Source organism: Candidatus Ulvibacter alkanivorans (genome assembly GCF_003333325.1).
GTDB classification, from domain to species: Bacteria; Bacteroidota; Bacteroidia; order Flavobacteriales; family Flavobacteriaceae; genus Ulvibacter_A; species Ulvibacter_A alkanivorans.
In genome coordinates this window covers 12,699-35,333 of record NZ_QOLC01000031.1, presented here as the reverse complement: position 1 = coordinate 35,333, position 22,635 = coordinate 12,699, and the positions used below count along the sequence as shown (strand labels likewise).

Sequence of the window (22,635 nt, the reverse complement as noted above, 5' to 3'; positions counted from 1 at the left end):
TTCTTAAAAAACAGCGTAAAACCAAGGTGTTTTTATTTTTTTTCTTTACATTTAAGTATTATAATGACACTAACACTATAGCCATCTGTAAAAAAGGGTTCTTTAAAAAAGAATCCTTTTTTCGATTCAACACCTCACTTATTTAAACATATCCATCCCGGGTATATTTGGCATACCTTCCTTGGCAACCGCTGCAACTTCTGCTTCATGAATGGTTGTTGCTTTTTCAATTGCCTTATTTAAGGTCACCACCAAATAATCTTCAAGTTGTTCTTTGTCTTCAAGTAGTGAGTCGTCTATTGCTATCGACTTTATGGTTCTATTTGCGGTTAAGGTAACTTTTAAAAGTCCATCGGTACTCTCGGCGTCCACCAGAACAGTGTCCAGTCTTTTTTTGGTGGCTTCCACTTTTTCTTGGGTTTCTTTTAATTTACCCATCATTCCCATTATATCTCCAAACATATTTTTGTGTTTTTTATTCTTTGCAAATTTACTACTTTGCATGCGTACCAATCAACCTTTTACCTGTGAAAAATTTAGTAGTTATTTCGTTCGCTTCCCTTACTTTTGCCGTTTCGTGCAATACCAAAGAAAATTCTAATGCAACTATGGATATAACGCCACCGAAGGCCGATAAAATTGCCAAAAACCTTGAGATACACGATGATGTTAGAGTCGATGATTACTATTGGCTCAATGAAAAAGAAAATCCTGAAGTAATCGATTATTTAGAACGTGAGAATGATTATTACGAGAAGGTCACAGAACATACCAAAGAATTAAAGAACAATTTATTTGAAGAAATGAAGCGTCGTATAAAAGAGGACGATTCATCTGTTCCGTATTTCTACAATGGTTATTACTACATAACTCGCTATGAAACCGGAAAAGATTATCCGGTATATACACGGAAAAAAGGTTCGCTAGACGCCGAAGAAGAAGTGTTGTTCAATGTGAACGAAATGGCAAAAAATCATTCGTACTACAACCTGAATGGAATAAACGTAAGTCCCGATAACAAATGGGTTGCTTTTGGGGTTGATACGGTAAGCCGACGCAAATACACGATCTATATTAAAAACCTTGAGACCAATGAGGTGCTTCCTCAGAGCATTGGGGTCACCACAGGAGGTTCTACCTGGGCCAACGACAACAAAACATTATTTTATACGCGAAAAGACGATCAAACCCTTAGATCAAATCAAATTTTCAAGCACCTTCGCGGAAGTATGGCTTCGGAAGATGAACTAGTCTATACCGAGGAGGACGAAACCTTTAGCACCTATGTTTATAAGACCAAATCTGATAACTATTTAGTTATTGGCAGTTACAGCACATTAACGTCTGAGTTTCAGATCTTGGACGCGAACACACCTGAAGGAGATTTTAAAGTATTTCAACCTAGACAACGAGGGTTAGAATACAATATCTCACATTACGGAGATCACTTTTATGTGCTTACCAACGCCGATAATGCGGTGAATTTTAAATTGATGAAGACTTCAGAAAAAAACACCACTAAAGAACATTGGGTGGATGTGATTCCGGCAAGAGAGAAGGTATTGATAGAAGATGTAGATATTTTTAAAGAGTACTTGGTCGTAAATGAACGGGATCAAGGTCTTACAAAACTAAGAATCATGAAATGGGATGATTCGGAAGACTATTACTTACCATTCGACAATGAAACGTATACGGCCTATACCACTCAAAATCCGGAGTTCGACACTAAATGGCTGCGGTATGGGTATAATTCGCTCACCAACCCTGCTTCTATCATCGATTTTAATATGGAGACAAAGGAGAAGATTGTAAAAAAAGAAGTAGAAGTTTTAGGCGGGACTTTCGATAAGAACAACTACGAATCTAAGCGTGTTTGGGCTACTGCTAAAGATGGCACGAAGATCCCAATTTCTATGGTCTATAAAAAAGGAATTGCCTTAGATGGTAGTAATCCCCTATTACAATACGCGTATGGTTCTTATGGTTCGACCATCGATCCCTATTTTTCTAGTGTCCGATTAAGTTTGTTAGATCGCGGATTTATTTTTGCCATTACACACGTAAGAGGAAGTGAATATTTAGGCCGACAGTGGTATGAGGATGGTAAATTGCTTAAAAAGAAAAATACATTCACCGATTTTATTGATGCTTCAGAGTATCTTATTTCTGAAGGATATACTTCTAGCGAGCATCTTTATGCTTCAGGTGGCTCGGCCGGAGGATTGTTGATGGGTGCGGTAATAAATATGGCTCCAGAATTGTATAATGGCGTAATCGCCTCTGTTCCCTTTGTCGATGTGATCACTACGATGCTAGACGACAGTATTCCGTTAACTACTTCGGAATATGACGAATGGGGAAATCCGAACGATCCGGAGTACTATGCCTATATGAAATCGTATTCTCCTTATGATAATGTAGTAGCTCAAAATTATCCTAACCTCTTAGTTACAGCGGGCTATCACGATTCTCAAGTACAATATTGGGAGCCGGCCAAATGGGTGGCGAAACTACGCGATAAAAATAAAGGAGATAGCTTAATTTTATTACACACCAATATGGAGGCCGGGCATGGTGGGGCATCCGGACGGTTTGAAGCACTTAAAGAAGTAGCGATGGATTATGCGTTTCTACTCGATCTTGAAGGCATTTCTAACTAATTAAAAATTTTAACTTACCTTTGTACGGTTTATAATTTAAGTGACACAACTTAATATTTGTAACAAAACATCCCTATATGAAAGAAGGAATAAAGGCCCACGATAGTGTGTTGGAATTGATTGGTAATACGCCACTTGTAAAGCTCCAAAACATTACTTCTAAAATGAAAGGCAACTATTTCGCAAAAGTAGAAGCTTTTAACCCCGGGCACTCCACCAAAGACCGTATTGCATTATATATTATTGAGCAAGCTGAAAAGAAAGGTATTTTAAAACCCGGTGATACTATTATAGAGACCACCAGTGGTAATACCGGATTCAGCATTGCGATGGTGAGTATAATAAAAGGATACAATTGTATTTTGGCAGTTAGTTCGAAATCTTCAAAAGATAAGATCGACATGCTAAAAACCATGGGAGCTAAGGTATATGTTTGTCCGGCTCATGTAAGTGCCGATGACCCGCGCTCGTATTATGAAGTCGCAAAACGTTTACACAAAGAAATTAAAGGGTCGGTTTATATCAACCAATATTTTAATGAGTTGAATACCGATACACATTATCATACAACGGGTCCCGAGATATGGGAGCAAACCAACGGTGCTATCACACATTTAGTAGCTTGTAGTGGAACAGGAGGAACTATTTCTGGGACAGCACGCTTTCTAAAAGAACAAAACCCTTCAATTAAAATCATTGGTATCGATGCGTTTGGTTCTGTGTTGCAGAAATACCATCAAACTGGTGAATTTGATGCCAATGAAATCTATCCATACCGAATAGAAGGTCTGGGAAAAAACTTGATCCCTACGGCTACCGATTTCGATGTGATCGACAGTTTTATTAAAGTCACAGATGAAAATAGCGCGCACACGGCACGTGAACTAGCCCGTACCGAAGGTCTATTTGTTGGTTATACCAGTGGCGCTGCAATGCAGGGCTTAAAGCAATTGGACGAAAATGGTACTTTTACGAATGAAAGTAATGTTGTGGTGATCTTCCCGGATCATGGATCACGCTATATGAGCAAGATCTACAGTAATGATTGGATGGAACAACAAGGGTTCATCGACACTGAAACTGAAGAGACCGTTGCTATCGAATACATCAAATAAGAGTAAAGAAAAAAATAGTTAATCCCGACCTAAGTGTCGGGATTTTTTTTGCCCTTTGTCTCAACTCCGATTTTAACAAAATTTTGGCTAAACCCGCCTAAACCATCCTGTATTTTCGATGTCGAAAAAGAAAAACCAAACAATGAAACAACTATTAATTGCCCTCCTACTCCTTACCTCCTATTCCATAATTGCACAACGACATACCGAAGAAAAATTTGAAGTAAGTGGAAAGGTTATTGAAGAAGGTTCCGGTACACCTTTAGAATATGCCACAGTTTCTTTTACCAATGCTAATAATACCGTGGTAAATGGAGGTATTACCGATCTTGATGGGAACTACAGTATTGAAGTTCCTGAAGGGGTCTACTCAATAAAATTTGAATTTATTTCATATAAATCTAAAACGCTTACCCAACAGCGCGTCAATAAAGATATTTCTATACCCACAGTAAGTTTGGCTTTAGACGCTTCCAGCCTTGATGAGGTTGTGGTGCGTGCCGAAACCACCGAGGTACAAGTTCGTCTCGACAAAAAGATCTATAATATTGGAAAAGACCTTACCACCAGCGGTGCCACCGTTAGCGACGCATTAAATAATGTGCCTTCGGTAACTGTGGATGTTGAAGGAGCCATTTCGTTACGCGGAAACGAAAACGTACGTATCTTGATCAACGGGAAACCTTCGGCTATTGCAGGATTTGGTTCGACAGATGCATTGCGCCAACTTCCGGCCGAAGCTATTGAACGTGTAGAGGTGATTACTTCACCATCGGCTCGTTATGATGCTGAAGGTACAGCAGGTATTCTAAATATTATTCTTCGGAAGGAAAAGACACTCGGTTTAAACGGATCGGTACAGGCCAATATAGGCTATCCAAGTAGTAGTAATGTTTCAGGAAATATTAATTTAAGAACCGACAAGTTCAATATATTTAATACCACAGGTGTACGGTATCGCGATGCACCCGGAAATGCGTTTTTTAGCAATAGGTATTTTTCAGACACACGTGAAAATCCGTTGGTTACAGAAGACCGAAAATATGAACGTCAGGATCAAGGATTCAACACCAACCTGGGAATCGAATATTATTTAACTGAAAGATCATCGATCACCGCAAGTGGTTTCCTTCGCTTAGGCGATGATGAAGACGTGACCACAAATGAAACTAATGAATTTGATAGACAAAATAATTTAGCAATAACACGTATTAGGACCGAAAAGGAAACTGAAGAAGACCTCAGTTATCAATTTTCGTTGAATTATATAAATAACTTTAATGATAGTGGTCATAAATTGACCGTTGACTTTCAGTATGACACAGACGAGGAAACAGAAAATGCGTTTATTGATGAGCGAAACACCTTCCCAATGGAAGAAGAGCTTCCCGCCGAGATCGTAGCTACAGTTGAAGATGAAACCGAATATCTAGCTCAGGCCGATTATGTTCTGCCAATAGGGGAAAATGCACAGTTTGAAGCCGGTTTTAGAGCCAACTTTGAAGAAACTGTAACCGATTATGAGCTATACGAGCAATTTTCTCCTAACAGTAGCTTCCGAAGAAATGATTCATTGTCTAACATTTTTACGTACGAGGAAAATGTCATGGCAGCATATTCTCAATACGGAAATAAATTTGGGAAATTTTCTTTTTTACTCGGTCTGCGATTGGAGAACACCCAATTAAAAGGAAATGTGGAAGCTGCCGATGTAGCTTCGGAAACAAATGACGAGTTGAATATAAATTTTGATAAGAATTACACAGGATTATTCCCAACCGTAAATCTTATTTATGAATTAAACGAACGTGAGAATGTCACCTTAGGATACAACCGTCGAATTAACCGTCCACGGGGCTATTTTATTAATCCGTTCCCTTCTCGTTCTAGTGAAGCAAATGTTTTTCAAGGTAATCCCGATCTGGATCCGGCCTACTCTAGTGCCTTCGATCTGGGATATTTAAAGCGATGGGACAAGCTTACTTTAACAAGTTCTATCTATTATCAATACGAAACCGATTCGTTTGAACGTATTCAAGAAGATACAGGACAGTTAACACCAAATGGAATCCCAATTATTCGTACGATACCTATTAATCTAAGTACTAATCAGCGCTACGGATTTGAAGCCGGGGTATTGTATAATCCTCTGGAGTGGTTACGTTTAAACGGCAGTTTCAATTATTTTAAATTTATCACAGAAGGATCGTTCAACGGAGTTGATTATGGTACCGAAAACGACAGTTGGTTTGCGCGTGGAAGTGCCAAAGTTTCGCTTCCCGCTAAGATCGATTGGCAAACGAACGCTTTTTATAGAGGCCCTCGTAATAATGCTCAAACTGAGACCGAAGGATTACTTTCTATAAATTTAGCGTTTAGTAAGGATATTATAGATGATAATGCAACTATCGGATTTAATGTAAGCGACCTTTTGAACTCACGTAAGCGAAGATCGGTGACCGAAACTGAAACCTTTAGAAGTGATAGTGAATTCCAGTGGAGAGAACGTTCGTTTACGCTTTCGTTCACCTACCGTTTCAATCAGAAGAAACAAAGAGAGCGTTCAAGAAATGATACTCCCGGAGATGATGACGGCGAATTTGAAGGTCGACCATAAGACGCATACAAACGCATAAAAAAAGGAAGCCAATGGCTTCCTTTTTTTATATAGTATAGAGGTAATTAAGCCTCTTGTTCTTTTCTTTTTGCTTCACGCTTTAATTTCCAGTTCTCATACAATGCGCCTCCAATCCAATAAGGAATAAAGGACACTAAAAAGATCATTAACCAAAAACCGATGGTTAAAATAGTTAAGAAAGCTAAAAATCCTAAGTACTGATCAAATTCGAACATAATTACGCGTGTTTAATTGACGCAAAGATAAAATGATTTTTTCAGAAATAACAGCTCTTCAAAAAAAAATCTTAGAAAGTTTTGTCTCGCGAAAGTTGTTTTCCTAAAACTTTCCGCTTGTTCGATTATTGAGTATTTTTGCACTAAAGCTTCAGAAATAAAAAAAATATGGAATACCGAAGAGAAAAAGACACCATGGGCGAGGTAAAAGTACCTGCCGATAAACTTTGGGGCGCACAAACTGAGCGCTCAAGAAACAACTTCAAAATAGGCAATCCTGCCTCTATGCCTTTAGAGATCGTTTACGGATTCGCATATTTAAAGAAGGCAGCCGCTTATACTAATTGTGAGCTAGGTGTACTTTCAGAAGAAAAAAGAGATCTAATTGCAGCTGTATGCGACGAGATTTTAGAAGGGAAACACGATGACGAATTTCCATTAGTGATCTGGCAAACCGGAAGTGGCACACAGAGCAATATGAATGTGAATGAAGTGATCGCAAACCGTGCGCATCAATTGGCCGGAAAGAACATTGGAGAAGGAGAAAAAACCTTACAACCCAACGACGATGTGAACAAATCTCAATCATCCAATGACACCTTTCCTACCGGAATGCACATTGCAGCTTATAAGAAATTGATAGAGACGACCCTACCCGGAATCGAACAATTACATAAAACTCTTGTAGAAAAATCGCAGACTTTCGACGATATAGTAAAAATTGGGCGTACGCATTTAATGGACGCCACTCCCCTAACCTTAGGACAGGAGTTTAGTGGTTATGCGTCTCAATTAGAGCACGGACTTAAGGCTTTGAAAAACACCTTGCCGCATTTGTCTGAATTAGCTTTGGGAGGAACCGCGGTAGGAACTGGAATCAATACGCCTAAAGGGTATACTGAAAAAGTTGCGGAATACATTGCAGACTTTACGGCACTGCCTTTTATAACCGCAAAAAACAAGTTCGAAGCCTTAGCGGCTCACGATGCTATTGTAGAATCGCATGGTGCATTAAAACAACTGGCTGTTTCATTGAATAAAATTGCCAATGATATTCGTATGCTGGCAAGTGGTCCGAGAAGCGGAATTGGAGAAATAATTATTCCCGCGAATGAACCCGGCTCCTCTATCATGCCCGGAAAGGTTAATCCGACACAATGTGAAGCACTTACTATGGTATGTGCTCAAGTTATTGGTAACGATATGGCGATCACGGTAGGCGGTATGCAGGGTCAGTATGAATTGAATGTATTTAAGCCGGTGATGGCGGCTAATTTCCTACATTCGGCACAATTACTTGGAGATGCCTGTGTATCTTTTGATGAACTATGCGCCAAAGGAATTGAACCTAATAAAGCGGTAATAGAAAAACAACTAAATAACTCATTAATGTTGGTTACCGCCTTGAATACTAAAATAGGGTATTATAAAGCCGCCGAAATTGCAAATACTGCCCATAAAAACGGTACTACCTTAAAAGAAGAAGCGGTAAATCTTGGCTATTTGACCGAGGAGGAATTCGACCAATGGGTTCGGCCGTCTGATATGGTAGGAAAATAGAAGACACTAAATAATCTTGAATAATGCCACTTACGCCAAAGTGGCATTTTTTATAAAAATATCGATTAAATGCAAAAAAATTAGGTGAAATGTAATTTTTGCGTATATTGGAGTACCCAAATGATTAAACCTACTTATTATGAGAACACAATACATGCCCCTCGCATTGTGTCTTTTGCTGATGATTTTCGCAGCAAACCCAACAGCTTTTGCCAAAAAAAGCAACAATGCAACTAGCACTGTAACTATCAACAAATCAACGGTTAAAGTAGCTAAAAACACCATCAAATTTCCAATCATAGAAAAGGATGGCAGCAGTATAATCAATACTGAAAACAGTACGAGTGTCACCACCATTGGCGACAATTCTACGAATTCATCTTTGTTGGCTTTTGCTTCGATTGAAGAAAATTCCTACATTTCTGTCCTGCCTACAATGGCAACTTCAGCAACAAATTTTTCGACAGCCACACCAATTGTTCATACGGCTTCACAGAGCAGTATTTTTCAGCAAGGACTTTTTTACGGATTTGCCTTTATGGTCGTATTACTCAACTTCGTTTGCTTCTTTCTTTTTGAAGAAAAGATATTCTTATATTTTTCGGTGACCTTAGCCGGTATCACAGCCCTTTCTTTCTTTAGCGATGGATTACCGGAACTCATCGGATTTGAAGCAACGCAATATCAAAGTGCTATCGTGGCTACTTTGTTCTTGGGTATGACTGCTGTAAGCGCTTTTTTCGCATCCAAATTTTTGACCTTAAGTGAATTTATGCCAAAAGTGAAGTGGATCTCAGTGTTTGCGTTAAGCGTAAATACCATCATTGTCTTTTCGGCTTGGCTTTCTGAAACAGATTTGCTTTCGATTATCGCGAATTCGGTTTCACTCAGCGTACTCTGTTTATATTTTGTAGCAGGCACCTTGCTTTTTAGTAAAAAGAACTACGCCAAATTCTACGTGATCGCCCATGCGGTCCCGCTTTTATTTATTGCAGACTATTTTGTTATTAGTGCCCTTGGTATTGATTTTCTTGCTACGGAAGCATTTCATGTAAAAGGTGCGTTAGTGGTAGAAATGCTTATTATGACCTATGCCATTATGTACCGAATGAAAACGATTAAAGAAGAGAATGAACTGCGTCAAACCGAAATGCGTATCTTCTTGAAACGTCAAGAAATGATGAATCGCAGAAACGTTGAAAAATTAATGGAAGATGTTTACCTAGAAAACTTAATTATGCATTACGATCTTGACGGACTGGAGATCAAACTACTTCAGTATATTTCCGAAGGAAAAGACAATGCGAAGATTGCGAGGAAACTAAAAACCACAGAGTCCGATATTGAAGAACTTACTAAAGAACTTTACCAGAAGCTGGAAATTGGCGAACATATACAGCAAGATTACCGCATGGTGGAGGAACAGCCTGACTATATTTACAATTAGGCCCCTAATATCCCCAAACCAACTAAACCTAGAGAAGGGTAAGCCAAAAAGCTTACCCTTCTTTTATATAGTGCTTTTTATAACTAAAATAAGAAGCGGCGCTCAACACAACGAAGAACGCTACTAGATAATATACGAAGGTTGGTGTTACCGGTGCATCTCCGCTTGCGTACGAATGTAAACCGGTAAGATAGAAATTCACGCCAAAGTAGGTCATCATGATCGATGCGTACGCGAAGATCGCCATTACATTAAAGAACCATCTGCCGCGTAAGCCAGGTACTAATCGCATATGGATCACAAAGGCATAGATCATAATACTAATAAGTGCCCAAGTTTCTTTCGGGTCCCAGCCCCAATAACGTCCCCAACTTTCATTGGCCCATTGTCCTCCTAAAAAGTTCCCTATTGTTAGCATGACCAGTCCTACAGTTAATGCCATTTCGGTTATAATAGTAAGCTCTTTTATGGTAAGGTCCATCTTTATCTTATTCGACTTGGTGGTAAGCAACATAAGCAATAGTGTTGTTGCACCCAAAATCATTCCTAAGGTAAATGGTCCATAACTGGCTACAATTACAGCCACGTGTATCATTAACCAGTAACTATCTAAAACGGGTTGAAGATTGGCAATTGAAGGGTCTAACCAACTCTGGTTGGCCACCCACAAAATTATAGCGGCGACAAAAGCGGTAGAAGCAATGGTCAGATCGCTTTTTCTTCCGAAGGCAAGTCCGAAGAACACAGTTGCCCATGCCACGTAAATAATAGATTCGTAGGCGTCACTCCAGGGTGCATGCCCACTAATATACCAGCGTGCGGCCAGCCCCACGGTCATAAGAATAAAGAACAGCCAGATCACGTATTTGCAAAATTTAATAAGAGCATTAACGATCTTTCCTTCTCTAAAGATCTGCACAATGATAAAGGCGAACATAAGCGCGCCAAACAAGAGAAAGTACTTGTAAAGCCTATTAAAGATGTCTACTTTATTGTAGAGGATCTCTGCTTGTATTTTTTCTTCGGAAGGCATGATCTCGCTTCCGTATTTTTTCTGAAAGGTTTCAATTCCATCCAATAACTGATTCGGTTCCGAATAATCTCCTGTCGTACGCGAGTTCTTGACCGACTGGAAATAGATAGGAAGTATGGTTCGTGTAACTGTAGAGTCCATACCGGTAAAATTCGCTTCACTTAATTCCGGAAAAGAGACCCATTTATTATTTTCATCGTTTGGAATAGGAAATATCTTGAGAATACTTCCGCTCAAGGCTTGGTTCAGCAAATAGAAATTTTCGTGTGCCTTAATAAAATCCTTTTCAAATTGATTCGGATTAGCTTTAGCAGTTGCTTGCTCTAAATACGGCTCCAGCTTATAATTCCCTTTAGCATCAAAGAGATCAAGAAGCGAAATACGTTCTGTATCCTCTTCCACTCCTATTACCTTGCGAATACTATCGTTGCCTCGTTTTAAAGAGATCAATGGTGCTTCAACCCAAAGCCTTGGGAATTCAGACATAGAAATAAACACTTGATTGGCATCGAGTCCTTCATAGCTGTCTTTTCTACTTATTTTCCGAAGCAATTCACTTGCAAAGGTGTTTACGGGTTTCATTCTCCCGTCATCCTGTATGATCAATTTAGCGAACTCGGCGGCATGTTCCTTGCTAACTACATTGGCTTTAATAATTGAATCAACTTGTGCCTTAGAAGTCTGACTGTGTGATGCTGTCTCCGTTTGTTGAGCGATTCCCGCCGTCGACATACACAAAAGAAGTAACAAGTTTAGTGCGGCTTTTTTCTTTTTTACTTTGTCCAGCATTTTTTTCAAACTACCAAAACGGGTGTTCTTATCAAATAAAATAGCCATAAGTCCAAAATAAAGCAGAAAATAACCAAAATAGGTAATCCAAGTTCCCCAACGATCGTGATTTACAGAGAGTATGGTTCCTTTTTCATCCGGATCGAAAGACGCTTGAAAAAAGCGATATCCTTTATGATCTAATACGTGATTCATATAAATTTCTTCGTCACGCATATCGGTCTCAGAATCGATTACGGTAACCTTACTTTTAAAGGCAGAATACCCTTTTTCTGTTCCCGGATATTTATCGGCAATAAAATCGTTTAATGTAATACTAAATGGCAATTCATATTGCTTAGATCCGTAGCTGGTGTAGACCTTAAGTCCGCCCACCTCAACGCCAACAGGATCGGGCGCTGTACCTTTTCCGCCCAGCAATTCGACTGTCTTGGTCTCACCACCCGAACTTATTTCTAGTACAAGCGCATCCATATTAGACGGTTCATCTTTCGCTGTCTTCACGATACCTTCCCGACCTTTGGTGATTGGATCCGGGATCACGAATGCCATACCTGCCAATTGATACAACGAACGTAACATTAAAGGCTGCAAGCTGTCTTTAACTACTTCGCCCTTCATTTGGTCTGCCATACGCATAAAGCTACCTTCAAAAGGAGACGAGATATCATAACTCCCATCTTCATTATACGTAATATTTATAGCGCCTTGTGTAGGATTGTTAACCGCAAACAAAATATTGTGTATATCTACAACCTCCCCAACTTTGATCCAATGGTCGTGTCGATTGCCATCGCCGGCCTCTACGATCTTTAGGTATTCGTCACCGTCTTCAGTTTCTATAAGTCCCTCTTTGGCATTCTTAATGTAATTTTTATAACGCAAGACTACCGGTTGCCCGTTGTAATCGGTTTCTATGCTAAAGTCATTGTCCAAGCGTTCTGAAAGTCGAACTTCTTGTAGCGGTAAATTACGACGCTGTGCTACCCCGTCTATCATATAATCGCCATCGATAAAGATCTTTAGATAGGTTTCTTCGGAAAGCATTGTATTTTCTGTGGCTCCTTCTCGTATGTGCATCACACCTTCGTACCCTATGTATCTCGTTACAAACGCACCAATGAGGATAAAGATAAAAGCGAGGTGAAGCGTAAGGGTAGCCCATTTTTCCTTCCGGTATAAACGGAATCTAAAAATGTTTCCGAGGAAATTAACAACAAACAGTACCATGATGGCCTCAAACCACCAAGCATTATAAATAAGCTCCCTTGTATAAGGTGTTGGCGAGGTTTCTTGCGAAGCGTCTAAGAATGTACCAACTGCCATAGCAGCGGCAAAAACAAGGAATAATACGGCGGTTAAACGGGTGGAAAAAAGAACAGCGGCAATCTTCTTTTGCATGAGGGTGAATTTTGGGGCAAAAATAGTGAATTGCAGTCATATTTACTAAGTAAAGATGTTAAGGTATCTAATTATAAAATAGGTCATGCATCTACCATTTGCATAAAAAAGTTTTTACCTTAGCCTCAATGATCAAAGTGGTATTTTTAGGCTTCGGAAATGTAAATAGTCACCTTTGCAGGGCAATGGCTGAAAGCGAGCAAGTTTCGGTAATGCAAGTGTTTAATCGCACTGCCATGCAACTACCTAAAACATTGCAAGCCATCCCTTTCACGACGCAACTTTCAGAAATAAAAGAAGCCGATGTCTATATTTTAGGGATTCCCGATGACGCGATCGAAAGTTTTTCTGCAACCCTTCCACTTCGTGATCAGTTAATTGTTCATACCTCGGGAGGCGTAGCGATGGATGCACTTAGCAATCAAAACAGAATGGGTGTTTTGTATCCATTGCAAACTTTTTCTAAGCAACGAACAATTGCTTTAGACAAGGTGCCAATATGTATAGAAGCTAGTGCTCCCGAAGACTTAGGGCTTTTACGACAATTAGGAAGTACTATTTCTGAAATCGTTGTTGAAATTTCTTCGGAAGAACGCGCTAAACTTCATGTGTCGGCTGTATTCGTGAATAATTTCGTGAATTACCTATATACGGTTTCAGAAGAATTACTAGCTAAGAACCATCTAAATTTTGAACTGCTAAAACCATTAATATTAGAAACGGCTCATAAGATCGAGACCCTATCTCCTTCCGAAGCACAAACAGGTCCGGCAAAACGCAACGACCGCAAGACTATCGAAAAACACGTACATTTGTTAAAAGATAGTCCGTACAAAGAATTATACACCCAACTTACGCAAGCGATAGAAACCACCTATGGAAAAAAGCTATAAAGAATACTTACAACACATTACCACTTTCGTCTTTGATGTCGACGGCGTCTTAACCGATGGAACCATTAGCATCACCACCGAAGGAGAGATGTACCGTACGATGCATACTAAGGACGGATTTGCCTTAAAAACCGCATTGGAAAAAGGATTTAATGTATGTATTATTAGTGGAGGCACCAACGAAGGAGTGCGTACGCGATTGCTTGGCTTAGGCATTAAAGATATCTTCTTAGGCGCACATCACAAGAGTGACACATTACAAGAATACGCAGCAGCACACGGAATTAAGTACGAAAACGTTCTCTTTATGGGCGATGATATTCCAGACCTGTACGTAATGCAGGAAATTGGTCTGCCTTGTTGTCCTCAAGATGCAGTGCCCGAGATCAAAAAGATCGCAACCTATGTATCGCATAAAAAAGGAGGCAAAGGCTGTGTTCGTGATGTGATCGAACAAGTCTTAAAAGTACAAGGTAAATGGATAAATGCTGAAAAAGCAAGTGCTAAATACGATTAACCCTTGAAGTATCTGCGTTTAATTAGACTTCCTAATCTGCTCATGATCGCATTGGTGCAGTTATTAGTTCGCTACGGGTTGTTTGAACCTATGCAGGCTAGTTTGGCCTTAACAAGGCTTGATTTTAGCCTCCTCATTCTTGCGACCGTTTGTATTGCCGCCGGTGGAAACATCATAAACGACATTTACGACGTGGAAATTGATCGCATAAATAAACCACAGCGGTTATTAGTAGGCGTTAAGATTACGGAGAAAACAGCAACCACATTATATTTTATGTGTACAGTGGTTGGGGTTGCAATAGGTTTTTATTTATCCAATCGTATAGGTAAACCCGGGTTCTCTGCCCTATTTATTATAATCGCGGCGTTATTGTATTTATATGCTTCCTACTTGAAATCCATTGTGCTAATTGGGAACATACTTATATCGATATTGGTGGCGATGAGCATTTTGATCGTAGGCATTTTCGACCTTCTACCGACCATCACCACTTACAACCAAGAAATCCATTCGGGTATTTTTATAATTTTATTGCAGTATGCAGCCTTTGCATTCGTGATCAATTTTATTCGCGAGATCGTTAAGGACTTGGAAGACATTAATGGGGATAAGAACGGTGGAATGAACACCCTTCCAATTGCGATTGGCAGAAAGAGGACGATAACCTTGGTTTTTGTGTTGTTATTGGTGACTATTGTGCTCTTAGTAATTTACATGTACAATTATCTCTACTCCTATCAAGTTGCGGTATTGTACTTTTTATTAGTTGTTCTGGCTCCGCTTTTTTACGCCCTTGTCAAAGCTTGGACGGCCGAAAAACAAAAAGACTATGCACAACTTTCTTCGCTGTTAAAAGGTGTTATGTTCACGGGCATGTGCTCGTTTGTGCTGTATAAATTTGTGATCGTTTAATTATGCTGAAAGAAATTGTTAAAGACTTTTCGATAATTCTCGCATCGGGCTCTCCCAGGCGACATCATTTTTTTAAGGAATTGGACCTCGATTTTACGATCGATGTGCGCCAAGTAGAAGAAACTTACCCCAACCATCTAAAAGGCGCCGAAATCACCGATTATTTGGCACAACTTAAGGCCTCGGTGTTTACCGACTTAAAAGCGGATGACCTATTAATAACCAGCGATACTATTGTCTGGAAAGATGGAAAAGCTGTTGGAAAACCAAACAACCAAAACGAAGCGCAAGCCATGTTGCGTTCGCTAAGTGGAAATATGCATGAGGTTATAACTTCGGTCTGTTTTACGAGCACTCGGTTTCAAGAAACTGTGAACGATCGCACCAAGGTGTGGTTTAAAGAACTGTCGCAAGAAGAGATTGATTACTACCTACAAACGTATACCCCATACGATAAGGCCGGAAGCTATGGGATTCAAGAATGGATTGGTTATATTGGAATAGACCGAATAGAAGGATCCTATTTTAATGTAATGGGATTGCCAACACATTTGGTGTATAAAACGTTAATCCAATTGGCTTCCCGCTGATTTAATACTACATTTACTGAAAAATAAAGCATATATGTTACGCTATTGCAAGGTATTTACGATCGTCCTGTTATTTGCTTTGTGTGCTGCTTGTGGTAATTCTGAAGAAACACAAACAGTTTCAACCCCTAGTGATCAAGAAGCAGATGCGAAAGCAGAAAAGCAGCGTGTACTTTCCGAAGCATTTAAACAATATTGGTATTCGGGTGAGGGCGAGATCACCTCGTTTAAACTATCGCAAGAACGCTATGGGGAATTGCGTGACGGGACTGCTGTTACCGTATTCGTTACTGAAGATTTCCTACCTGAAGAACAAGTAAAAGCGGATACCTATTCCGAAGAAAATATTTCGGTGCTAAAATTAAATGCTACCAAAAAATTTAATACCGGTTTGTATCCGTATTCGATTATGAGCAGTACGTTTAGTCCGATACAAACACAAGGGCATGCGTTAAAAATTACTAATTCGGTTCAAGAATGGTGTGGACAGGTTTATATGCAGATGAACAATCGTGACGATTTTGAGCTTCAAGTGCATTCGTATTTTGAAGGGGAATCGAATCCTTCCATACAATTACAACGTACTTGGTTAGAAGATGAACTCTGGAATTTAGTTCGAATTAATCCCGAGGAGCTTCCAACCGGCGAACACATGATCATACCCTCGTTTGAGTATTTTCGATTACGACACAAAGACCCCAAAGCACATGCGGCGTTAAGCAGTTTAAAACAGGGAGATTCACTTTCGGTCTATACCATAACCTATACCGATCTGCAACGGCAACTTACATTGTATTTTAACAGTACGTTTCCTTATGAGATCGAAAAATGGGAAGAGACCATCGCCGGACGAGAAGGAGATACAACACGACTTAAAACTACCGCAACAAAGATGCATCGCATAAAATCAGCTTACTGGGAACAAAACCTTAATCGCCATCTCGTGTTACGCGATTCATTAGGCTTAAACTAAACAATATGCTCAAAGGTTATTTTTTAGAACTGTTGGAATCGGGTGTCGTCATCCTCTTCTTTCTTGTACTACGATTATTGTTGGTACGACTAGTAAAACGATTTGCTCGAAAATCGGAAAAGGTGGAGCACCGAACAGGATTGATTATTAAGTATATCGATTTCGCCATGATCTTTATGATTATCCTTGGGTTGATCTTGATCTGGGGTGTTGAATTTAAAGATCTTGGCTGGGTGATGTCTTCGGTATTTGCCGTTATTGGTATAGGTTTTTTCGCTCAATGGTCTATTTTAAGTAATATTACCAGCGGCGTGATCATGTTCTTTACGTTTCCTTATAAAATTGGAGATTATGTAAAAATACACGACAAAGAATATCCGTACGAAGGTATAATTGAAGATATCAAGGCCTTTCAAATTATCTTACGTACCAATAGTGATGAGATTATTGCGTATCCTAACAGTATGCTGCTTCAGAAAGGAGTTACCGTGATTAAACCGGATGAAATTCCATTAATGACCGGCGATGATGACGATCTTGACGAAAATGTTAAAGAACAGCCAATAGATTAAGCACTTTTTCCTTTTTCGGTATATTTGGTCAACAACAATTCATCTTCGAAAAAATTAGCATGCGAAACCTTTTTGCTTCCGTGGTCTTGACCTTTTTATGTACGACCCATGTACTTTGCCAAGCTCCTCAAAAACCAACTACTTCAGAAATATATCACAACCTTCAGAAATTAAATTTTATCGGATCGGCGCTTTATATCGCTGCGCATCCCGATGACGAAAACACACGATTAATTTCCTATCTGTCGAACGATGTAAAAGCACGCACAGCATATCTATCTTTAACACGAGGTGACGGCGGACAAAACCTTATAGGACCCGAAATTCGAGAACTCCTAGGAGTAATTCGCACACAGGAATTATTAGCTGCACGGCGCGTAGACGGTGGCGAACAGTTGTTTACCCGAGCCAATGACTTTGGATATTCCAAACATCCCGATGAAACGTTGGAAATTTGGAACAAAGATGAAGTATTAGGCGATGTCGTACGAGCCATACGAAAGTTCAAGCCCGATGTGATCATTAATCGGTTCGACCACCGAAGTCCGGGAAGTACACATGGACATCATACTTCGTCGGCCATGCTTAGTTATGAAGCCTTCGATCTGGTAAACGATGCGACCAAGTATCCTAATTCTGCGGTTCGCTTCGGAACATGGCAACCTAAACGTTTATTTTTTAACACGTCTTGGTGGTTCTACGGAAGCAGGGAGAAGTTTGAAGCGGCAGATAAATCGAATTTGGTGGAAGTGGAAACCGGCAATTTCTATCCGGCGCTAGGGCTTTCAAACGGTGAAATCGCGTCTTTGAGCCGAAGTATGCACAAGTCGCAAGGATTTGGCAGTACCGGATCGCGCGGAAGTCAGACCGAATATCTAGAATTTTTAAAGGGAGATTTTCCGGAAGAAAAAAAGAGTCTGTTTGAAGGAATCGATACGAGTTGGTCAAGATTGGAAGGTGGTGAGACCATTGGGGCGATCTTATACCCGTTAGAGAAGAACTTCGATTTTCAAGATCCGTCAACCATGCTTCAACCCTTGTTACAAGCCTACGAATTGGTGAAACAGCTAAAGGACGATCATTGGCGAACCATTAAACTTGCCCAATTAGAACAGCTTATACTAGATTGTGGAGGCATCTTTGTAGAGGCAATATCAGAAACAAGTGCCATTAACCCTAAGGACACGTATAAAGTAACCTTTGAAGCCATAAATCGTGGTAGTTACCCTGTTACGCTTCGTGCGATCACTACAGCCTCCGGCAGCACAATTCGAGCTACTAATGAAAGTTTACTACCAAATCAAGGGATCACTATTGAATCGACAATAACTTCAGAAAGTACTAGTAATTCAGGGCCTTATTGGTTAAACGAAAAAGGAAGTTTAGGAATGTACAGTGCTCCAGAAGCGCTTATAGGGTTGCCAGAAACTCCCGCACCCGAACAAGTGGTATTTGAATTACAACTGGGTCGATCTGAGTTATCGATCACAAGAAATGTGGTTTATAAATACAACGATCCTGTAGACGGCGAGGTGTATCAGCCATTAGAGGTGCTTCCTGAAGTTACTAGCAGCATTGATGAAAAGGTATGGATCTTTGCCAGTGATGACGAGAAAACTATACCTGTAACTGTAAGGGCAGGACGCGATAACCTTAGTGGAACTGTAGCATTAGGGCATCCAATAGGCTGGAGTGTTATACCCGCACAACATACCTTCTCACTCTCACGTGTAGGCGAAACACAAACCGTACTATTTACTGTGAAACCGCCTAAAGAGCAAAGTGAAGGTCTTATCAAACCTCTCGTGCAGTTAAATAACAAATTTTACGATAAAGAATTGATCTCTATAGATTATGATCATATTCCGTATCAGCGTGTATTGTTACCTTCGGAAGCTAAGGTCGTGCATATTAACATCGATAAAGAAGGTGAACAGATTGGTTACATAGAAGGAGCCGGAGATGCAATTCCGGAAAGTTTAAAACAAATTGGTTACGAGGTTACTAGCATTGCTCCAAATGAGATCACGCTTCAGAATTTAAAAAACTTTGACGCCATCGTTGTTGGTATTCGAGCCTATAATACCGTTCCGGAATTAGCCTTTAAACAATCGGTGCTAAATAACTATGTGGAAAATGGCGGAACACTGGTGCTTCAGTACAATACAAGTCATCGATTGGTAACCGAGTCGCTGGCACCTTACTCCTTAACCTTATCGAGAGATCGTGTGACCGATGAATTTTCCGAAGTGAATATTCTAGCTCCCGATCACCAAGTGTTGAACAAACCCAATAAAATTACCGCAGCCGATTTTGAAGGTTGGGTACAGGAGCGCGGACTCTATTTTCCTAACGAATGGGCTTCAGAATTCACCCCTATATTGGGTATGGCAGACACAGACTATCCTGAAACACAGGGCGCATTGCTTGTGGCTGAATATGGAAAAGGCCATTACGTGTACACCGGATTGAGCTTTTTTAGAGAATTACCCGCAGGTGTGGCCGGTGCGTATCGATTATTTGCTAACTTGCTCTCATTAGGAAATTAGCATGAACGAACAACCGCAAAAATACGTATGGAAGTGGAAGTATACACTCGTATTACTTTGTAATGCACTCTATATCCTATTTTTTTATTGGATAACGCAATTGTACGCATAGATGGAGCAGATAGATTGGATCGTACTTATTGGCACCTTATTATTTATCGTGCTTTACGGAACCTACAAAGCACGCGGCAGCAAGAACGTTACCGACTACTTAAAGGGTGGCAATGAGGCTAAATGGTGGACCATCGGACTTTCGGTCATGGCGACTCAAGCCAGTGCCATTACCTTTTTATCGACACCTGGGCAAGCGTTTCACGATGGGATGGGCTTTGTTCAATTCTACTTTGGATTACCCATTGCAATGGTGGTTATCTGTTTGGTCTTTATACCTATTTATCATCGATTAAAGGTATTTACTGCCTATGAATATTTAGAAGGTCGATTCGATCTTAAAACCCGTACACTTACCGCCATACTTTTTTTAATTCAACGTGGGCTGGCTGCCGGTATTACCATCTTCGCTCCGGCAATTATATTATCGGCCGTATTAGGCTGGAATTTGATTCAATTAAATATAATCATAGGTGTATTGGTTATTATTTACACCGTAAGTGGTGGCACGAAAGCGGTAAGCGTTACCCAAAAACAACAAATGGCGGTGATCTTTGGTGGAATGATGATCGCTTTTTTATTAATTCTGAATTACCTCCCGCTCGACATCTCATTTTCGAAAGCACTTGATATTGCAGGAGCCAACGGAAAGATGGAAGTCTTAGATTTTTCATTCGATTTCGACAACCGTTATACATTTTGGAGCGGTATTATAGGTGGAAGCTTCTTAGCCCTCTCCTATTTTGGTACCGATCAAAGTCAGGTGCAACGATATCTTTCCGGCAGCTCTGTAAAACAGAGTCAGATGGGCTTGATCTTTAACGGTCTATTAAAGGTACCAATGCAGTTTTTTATACTGTTAGTGGGTGTTATGGTGTTTGTTTTTTATCAATTCAATGCTTCTCCCTTACATTTCAACCCGGCTGCGGTTAACGATGTCATGAATTCTAGCTATGCGCAAGAATACGAAGCATTGGAAGCTGAGAAACAACGATTAGACACACAACTTTCAGAAAAACAAATTTCGTATGCCCAAACCACTAACCCGGAGGAACAAGAGATGTTGATGGAAGAAATACAGATCATCAATATCACCGAGGATGAACTAAGAGTGCAGTCGAAAGAATTGATCAAAAAAGCCAATCCCAACGCCGAGACCAACGATAAGGATTATGTCTTTATTCATTTTATTCTGAACAACCTGCCGCGCGGACTAATAGGCTTGTTATTGGCGGTGATATTGAGTGCTGCTATGTCATCGACGGCTTCCGAACTAAATGCCTTAGGGTCGACTACCGCGATCGACCTGTATAAACGCAACGTACAAGGTCGTGATGAAAAACACTATGTAAGTGCGTCACGTTGGTTTACATTACTTTGGGGTCTTATCGCTATAGGAGTGGCCTGTGTAGCCAATCTATTTGATAACTTAATTCAGTTGGTAAACATTATTGGTTCTATTTTCTACGGAAACGTTTTAGGAATCTTTTTATTAGCGTTCTTTATCAAGTTTGTAAAGAGTCGAGCCACTTTTTTGGCGGCGATCGTTACACAGTTGATCGTTATTTACATTTGGTGGATAGACCTCATGCCTTATTTATGGCTCAATCTGGTGGGCTGTCTTCTCGTGATGGGAATCGCGGCGCTATTGCAATTACTTCTTCCGAAGAAAACATAACATAAAAAAACGCCTCAATAAATATGAGGCGTTAGAGTTAAGTAAAAACAACAATACTTACATTGCTCCCCATTCTTTTAAAGACTTTTTATTTAAGGCAATATAGTCGTCGTTTCCGGCTGCTTTTGCAAGCTCTAAAGACTTCTGCGCTGCTTGTACAGCACCTTTTTTATCACCTGCTTTAGCATAGATCAACGATTGTTGTCTGTGGTACCAAAATGCAGGTTGTTCGCGTAATTCGATTGCAGTATCTATCCAAGATTTCGCCTTATTAATATCTTTTCCTGCTTCTAAATAATAAACTGCTGCTGCATAGTAATCGTTGGCGCTTGGTCCATTCATTACTTGGTTAATACTTGCAGACACCATCTCATCGGTATTGAATTTGATAGGAACTCCAACATACGATTTTTCCCAAAGTATCCCTAGATTGGCAGTGTCGTTAGTGACATCATCAAACGACATTGTAAAAGATTCGATATCCATTGGCATTGGGTAGGAAGGTACTGTTACCTTGGCAGCTACTTTACTATCATCCCATTCTTGTGGGGTACCCCAGTTATTAGCATCGCTATAGAAGTATACATCCCAATTGGTTTTACCTGGTTTGGTATAGATCGCATACGAGCCGGCAGCTAATTTTGTACCGCCTACCTCTACAGGATCACTAAATGTAATTTTTGTGTTGGCATTTGCACCAGTTCGCCACATTTTGTCGTAAGGTACCAAACCACCAAAGATGGTTCTTCCTCGCATGGCTGGTCGGGAATATTCTAGTGTAACATCAGTAAGACCTACTTTCTGTTCGATCTTCTGTGAAGGACTAGGGGCTGGTGTTTGTATTTGTGCTTGTAAACTAACTGATAAAGCCGCAGCAAATACGAAAAGGAAAATTTTTTTCATGGGTTTGGTTTTAATGAATTATTTCGATTGTTACGAAGGTACAAAGCAGTAATTTTTAAATAGTTAACAAAAC

17 protein-coding genes are annotated in these 22,635 nt (G+C 40.0%); 13 read left to right on the top strand and 4 right to left on the bottom strand.

Annotated features, from left to right (window positions below):
- Positions 1 to 138 precede the first annotated feature (138 nt).
- Entirely contained in the window at positions 139 to 462 is a 324-nt protein-coding gene (locus DWA30_RS01935; RefSeq protein ID WP_114490848.1) for a YbaB/EbfC family nucleoid-associated protein, read from the bottom strand.
- Positions 463 to 527: 65 nt separating this feature from the next.
- Here DWA30_RS01935 and DWA30_RS01930 point away from each other — a divergent pair, with 65 nt between their 5' ends.
- The 3 genes from DWA30_RS01930 to DWA30_RS01920 all read left to right on the top strand — a co-directional run bounded on the left by DWA30_RS01930 (position 528) and on the right by DWA30_RS01920 (position 6,395).
- Positions 528 to 2,663 (top strand): S9 family peptidase, encoded by a 2,136-nt coding sequence (locus DWA30_RS01930; protein ID WP_438829895.1) that lies wholly within the window; start codon positions 528 to 530, stop codon positions 2,661 to 2,663.
- 77 nt (positions 2,664 to 2,740) lie between these two features.
- The gene (gene capA, locus DWA30_RS01925) at positions 2,741 to 3,778 is read left to right on the top strand and encodes a cysteate synthase (protein WP_114490842.1); all 1,038 of its coding nucleotides are present in this window, start codon (positions 2,741 to 2,743) and stop codon (positions 3,776 to 3,778) included.
- 142 nt (positions 3,779 to 3,920) lie between these two features.
- Entirely contained in the window at positions 3,921 to 6,395 is a 2,475-nt protein-coding gene (locus DWA30_RS01920; protein ID WP_114490846.1) for a TonB-dependent receptor, read from the top strand.
- A gap of 65 nt (positions 6,396 to 6,460) precedes the next feature.
- Here the strand turns inward: DWA30_RS01920 and DWA30_RS13250 are convergent, their stop codons facing one another.
- Entirely contained in the window at positions 6,461 to 6,631 is a 171-nt protein-coding gene (locus DWA30_RS13250; RefSeq protein WP_168421720.1) for a hypothetical protein, read from the bottom strand.
- 168 nt (positions 6,632 to 6,799) lie between these two features.
- On the opposite strand from DWA30_RS13250, the gene fumC reads away from it, so the two are divergent.
- Together fumC and DWA30_RS01910 are read left to right on the top strand one after the other, a co-directional pair.
- Positions 6,800 to 8,191 carry a class II fumarate hydratase gene (gene fumC, locus DWA30_RS01915; protein WP_114490841.1) on the top strand — a complete coding sequence of 464 codons (1,392 nt, stop codon included), beginning with the start codon at positions 6,800 to 6,802 and terminating at the stop codon, positions 8,189 to 8,191.
- 139 nt (positions 8,192 to 8,330) lie between these two features.
- The gene (locus tag DWA30_RS01910; RefSeq protein WP_114490840.1) at positions 8,331 to 9,638 is read left to right on the top strand and encodes a 7TM-DISM domain-containing protein; all 1,308 of its coding nucleotides are present in this window, start codon (positions 8,331 to 8,333) and stop codon (positions 9,636 to 9,638) included.
- Between the two features lie 52 nt (positions 9,639 to 9,690).
- On the opposite strand, the gene DWA30_RS01905 is transcribed toward DWA30_RS01910, so the two are convergent.
- Complete coding sequence (locus DWA30_RS01905; RefSeq protein WP_114490839.1) at positions 9,691 to 12,861, bottom strand: cytochrome c biogenesis protein CcsA; 3,171 nt, start codon at positions 12,859 to 12,861, stop codon at positions 9,691 to 9,693.
- Between the two features lie 128 nt (positions 12,862 to 12,989).
- Here DWA30_RS01905 and DWA30_RS01900 point away from each other — a divergent pair, with 128 nt between their 5' ends.
- The 8 genes from DWA30_RS01900 to DWA30_RS01865 all read left to right on the top strand — a co-directional run bounded on the left by DWA30_RS01900 (position 12,990) and on the right by DWA30_RS01865 (position 21,659).
- Complete coding sequence (locus DWA30_RS01900; RefSeq protein WP_114490838.1) at positions 12,990 to 13,754, top strand: Rossmann-like and DUF2520 domain-containing protein; 765 nt, start codon at positions 12,990 to 12,992, stop codon at positions 13,752 to 13,754.
- Positions 13,738 to 14,271: a KdsC family phosphatase gene (locus DWA30_RS01895; protein ID WP_114490837.1), complete on the top strand. Its 534-nt coding sequence runs from the start codon at positions 13,738 to 13,740 to the stop codon at positions 14,269 to 14,271. The genes DWA30_RS01900 and DWA30_RS01895 overlap by 17 nt, the downstream gene beginning before the upstream one ends.
- 3 nt (positions 14,272 to 14,274) lie before the next feature.
- Entirely contained in the window at positions 14,275 to 15,186 is a 912-nt protein-coding gene (locus DWA30_RS01890) for a geranylgeranylglycerol-phosphate geranylgeranyltransferase (protein ID WP_114490836.1), read from the top strand.
- A gap of 2 nt (positions 15,187 to 15,188) precedes the next feature.
- Positions 15,189 to 15,776 (top strand): Maf-like protein, encoded by a 588-nt coding sequence (locus tag DWA30_RS01885; RefSeq protein ID WP_114490835.1) that lies wholly within the window; start codon positions 15,189 to 15,191, stop codon positions 15,774 to 15,776.
- Positions 15,777 to 15,810: 34 nt separating this feature from the next.
- Positions 15,811 to 16,749, top strand: a complete 939-nt coding sequence (locus DWA30_RS01880) for a septum formation inhibitor Maf (protein WP_210725378.1) — start codon at positions 15,811 to 15,813, stop codon at positions 16,747 to 16,749.
- 5 nt (positions 16,750 to 16,754) lie between these two features.
- Positions 16,755 to 17,321, top strand: a complete 567-nt coding sequence (locus DWA30_RS01875) for a mechanosensitive ion channel domain-containing protein (protein ID WP_114490834.1) — start codon at positions 16,755 to 16,757, stop codon at positions 17,319 to 17,321.
- 59 nt (positions 17,322 to 17,380) lie between these two features.
- The gene (locus DWA30_RS01870) at positions 17,381 to 19,870 is read left to right on the top strand and encodes a PIG-L family deacetylase (RefSeq protein WP_114490833.1); all 2,490 of its coding nucleotides are present in this window, start codon (positions 17,381 to 17,383) and stop codon (positions 19,868 to 19,870) included.
- A gap of 112 nt (positions 19,871 to 19,982) precedes the next feature.
- Positions 19,983 to 21,659, top strand: a complete 1,677-nt coding sequence (locus DWA30_RS01865) for a sodium:solute symporter family transporter (RefSeq protein WP_114490832.1) — start codon at positions 19,983 to 19,985, stop codon at positions 21,657 to 21,659.
- A 57-nt stretch (positions 21,660 to 21,716) separates the two neighbouring features.
- On the opposite strand, the gene DWA30_RS01860 is transcribed toward DWA30_RS01865, so the two are convergent.
- Positions 21,717 to 22,562 carry a DUF2911 domain-containing protein gene (locus DWA30_RS01860; protein ID WP_114490831.1) on the bottom strand — a complete coding sequence of 282 codons (846 nt, stop codon included), beginning with the start codon at positions 22,560 to 22,562 and terminating at the stop codon, positions 21,717 to 21,719.
- Between the last annotated feature and the right edge of the window lie 73 nt (positions 22,563 to 22,635).

Coding starts and splice junctions, on each gene's coding strand:
- DWA30_RS01885 (WP_114490835.1), top strand. CDS start 15,189: ATGCTGAAAGAAATTGTTAAAGACTTTTCGATAATTCTCGCATCGGGC.
- capA (WP_114490842.1), top strand. CDS start 2,741: ATGAAAGAAGGAATAAAGGCCCACGATAGTGTGTTGGAATTGATTGGT.
- DWA30_RS01875 (WP_114490834.1), top strand. CDS start 16,755: ATGCTCAAAGGTTATTTTTTAGAACTGTTGGAATCGGGTGTCGTCATC.
- DWA30_RS01910 (WP_114490840.1), top strand. CDS start 8,331: ATGAGAACACAATACATGCCCCTCGCATTGTGTCTTTTGCTGATGATT.
- DWA30_RS01935 (WP_114490848.1), bottom strand. CDS start 462: ATGTTTGGAGATATAATGGGAATGATGGGTAAATTAAAAGAAACCCAA.
- DWA30_RS01880 (WP_210725378.1), top strand. CDS start 15,811: ATGTTACGCTATTGCAAGGTATTTACGATCGTCCTGTTATTTGCTTTG.
- DWA30_RS01865 (WP_114490832.1), top strand. CDS start 19,983: ATGGAGCAGATAGATTGGATCGTACTTATTGGCACCTTATTATTTATC.
- DWA30_RS01870 (WP_114490833.1), top strand. CDS start 17,381: ATGCGAAACCTTTTTGCTTCCGTGGTCTTGACCTTTTTATGTACGACC.
- fumC (WP_114490841.1), top strand. CDS start 6,800: ATGGAATACCGAAGAGAAAAAGACACCATGGGCGAGGTAAAAGTACCT.
- DWA30_RS13250 (WP_168421720.1), bottom strand. CDS start 6,631: ATGTTCGAATTTGATCAGTACTTAGGATTTTTAGCTTTCTTAACTATT.
- DWA30_RS01900 (WP_114490838.1), top strand. CDS start 12,990: ATGATCAAAGTGGTATTTTTAGGCTTCGGAAATGTAAATAGTCACCTT.
- DWA30_RS01905 (WP_114490839.1), bottom strand. CDS start 12,861: ATGCAAAAGAAGATTGCCGCTGTTCTTTTTTCCACCCGTTTAACCGCC.
- DWA30_RS01895 (WP_114490837.1), top strand. CDS start 13,738: ATGGAAAAAAGCTATAAAGAATACTTACAACACATTACCACTTTCGTC.
- DWA30_RS01920 (WP_114490846.1), top strand. CDS start 3,921: ATGAAACAACTATTAATTGCCCTCCTACTCCTTACCTCCTATTCCATA.
- DWA30_RS01860 (WP_114490831.1), bottom strand. CDS start 22,562: ATGAAAAAAATTTTCCTTTTCGTATTTGCTGCGGCTTTATCAGTTAGT.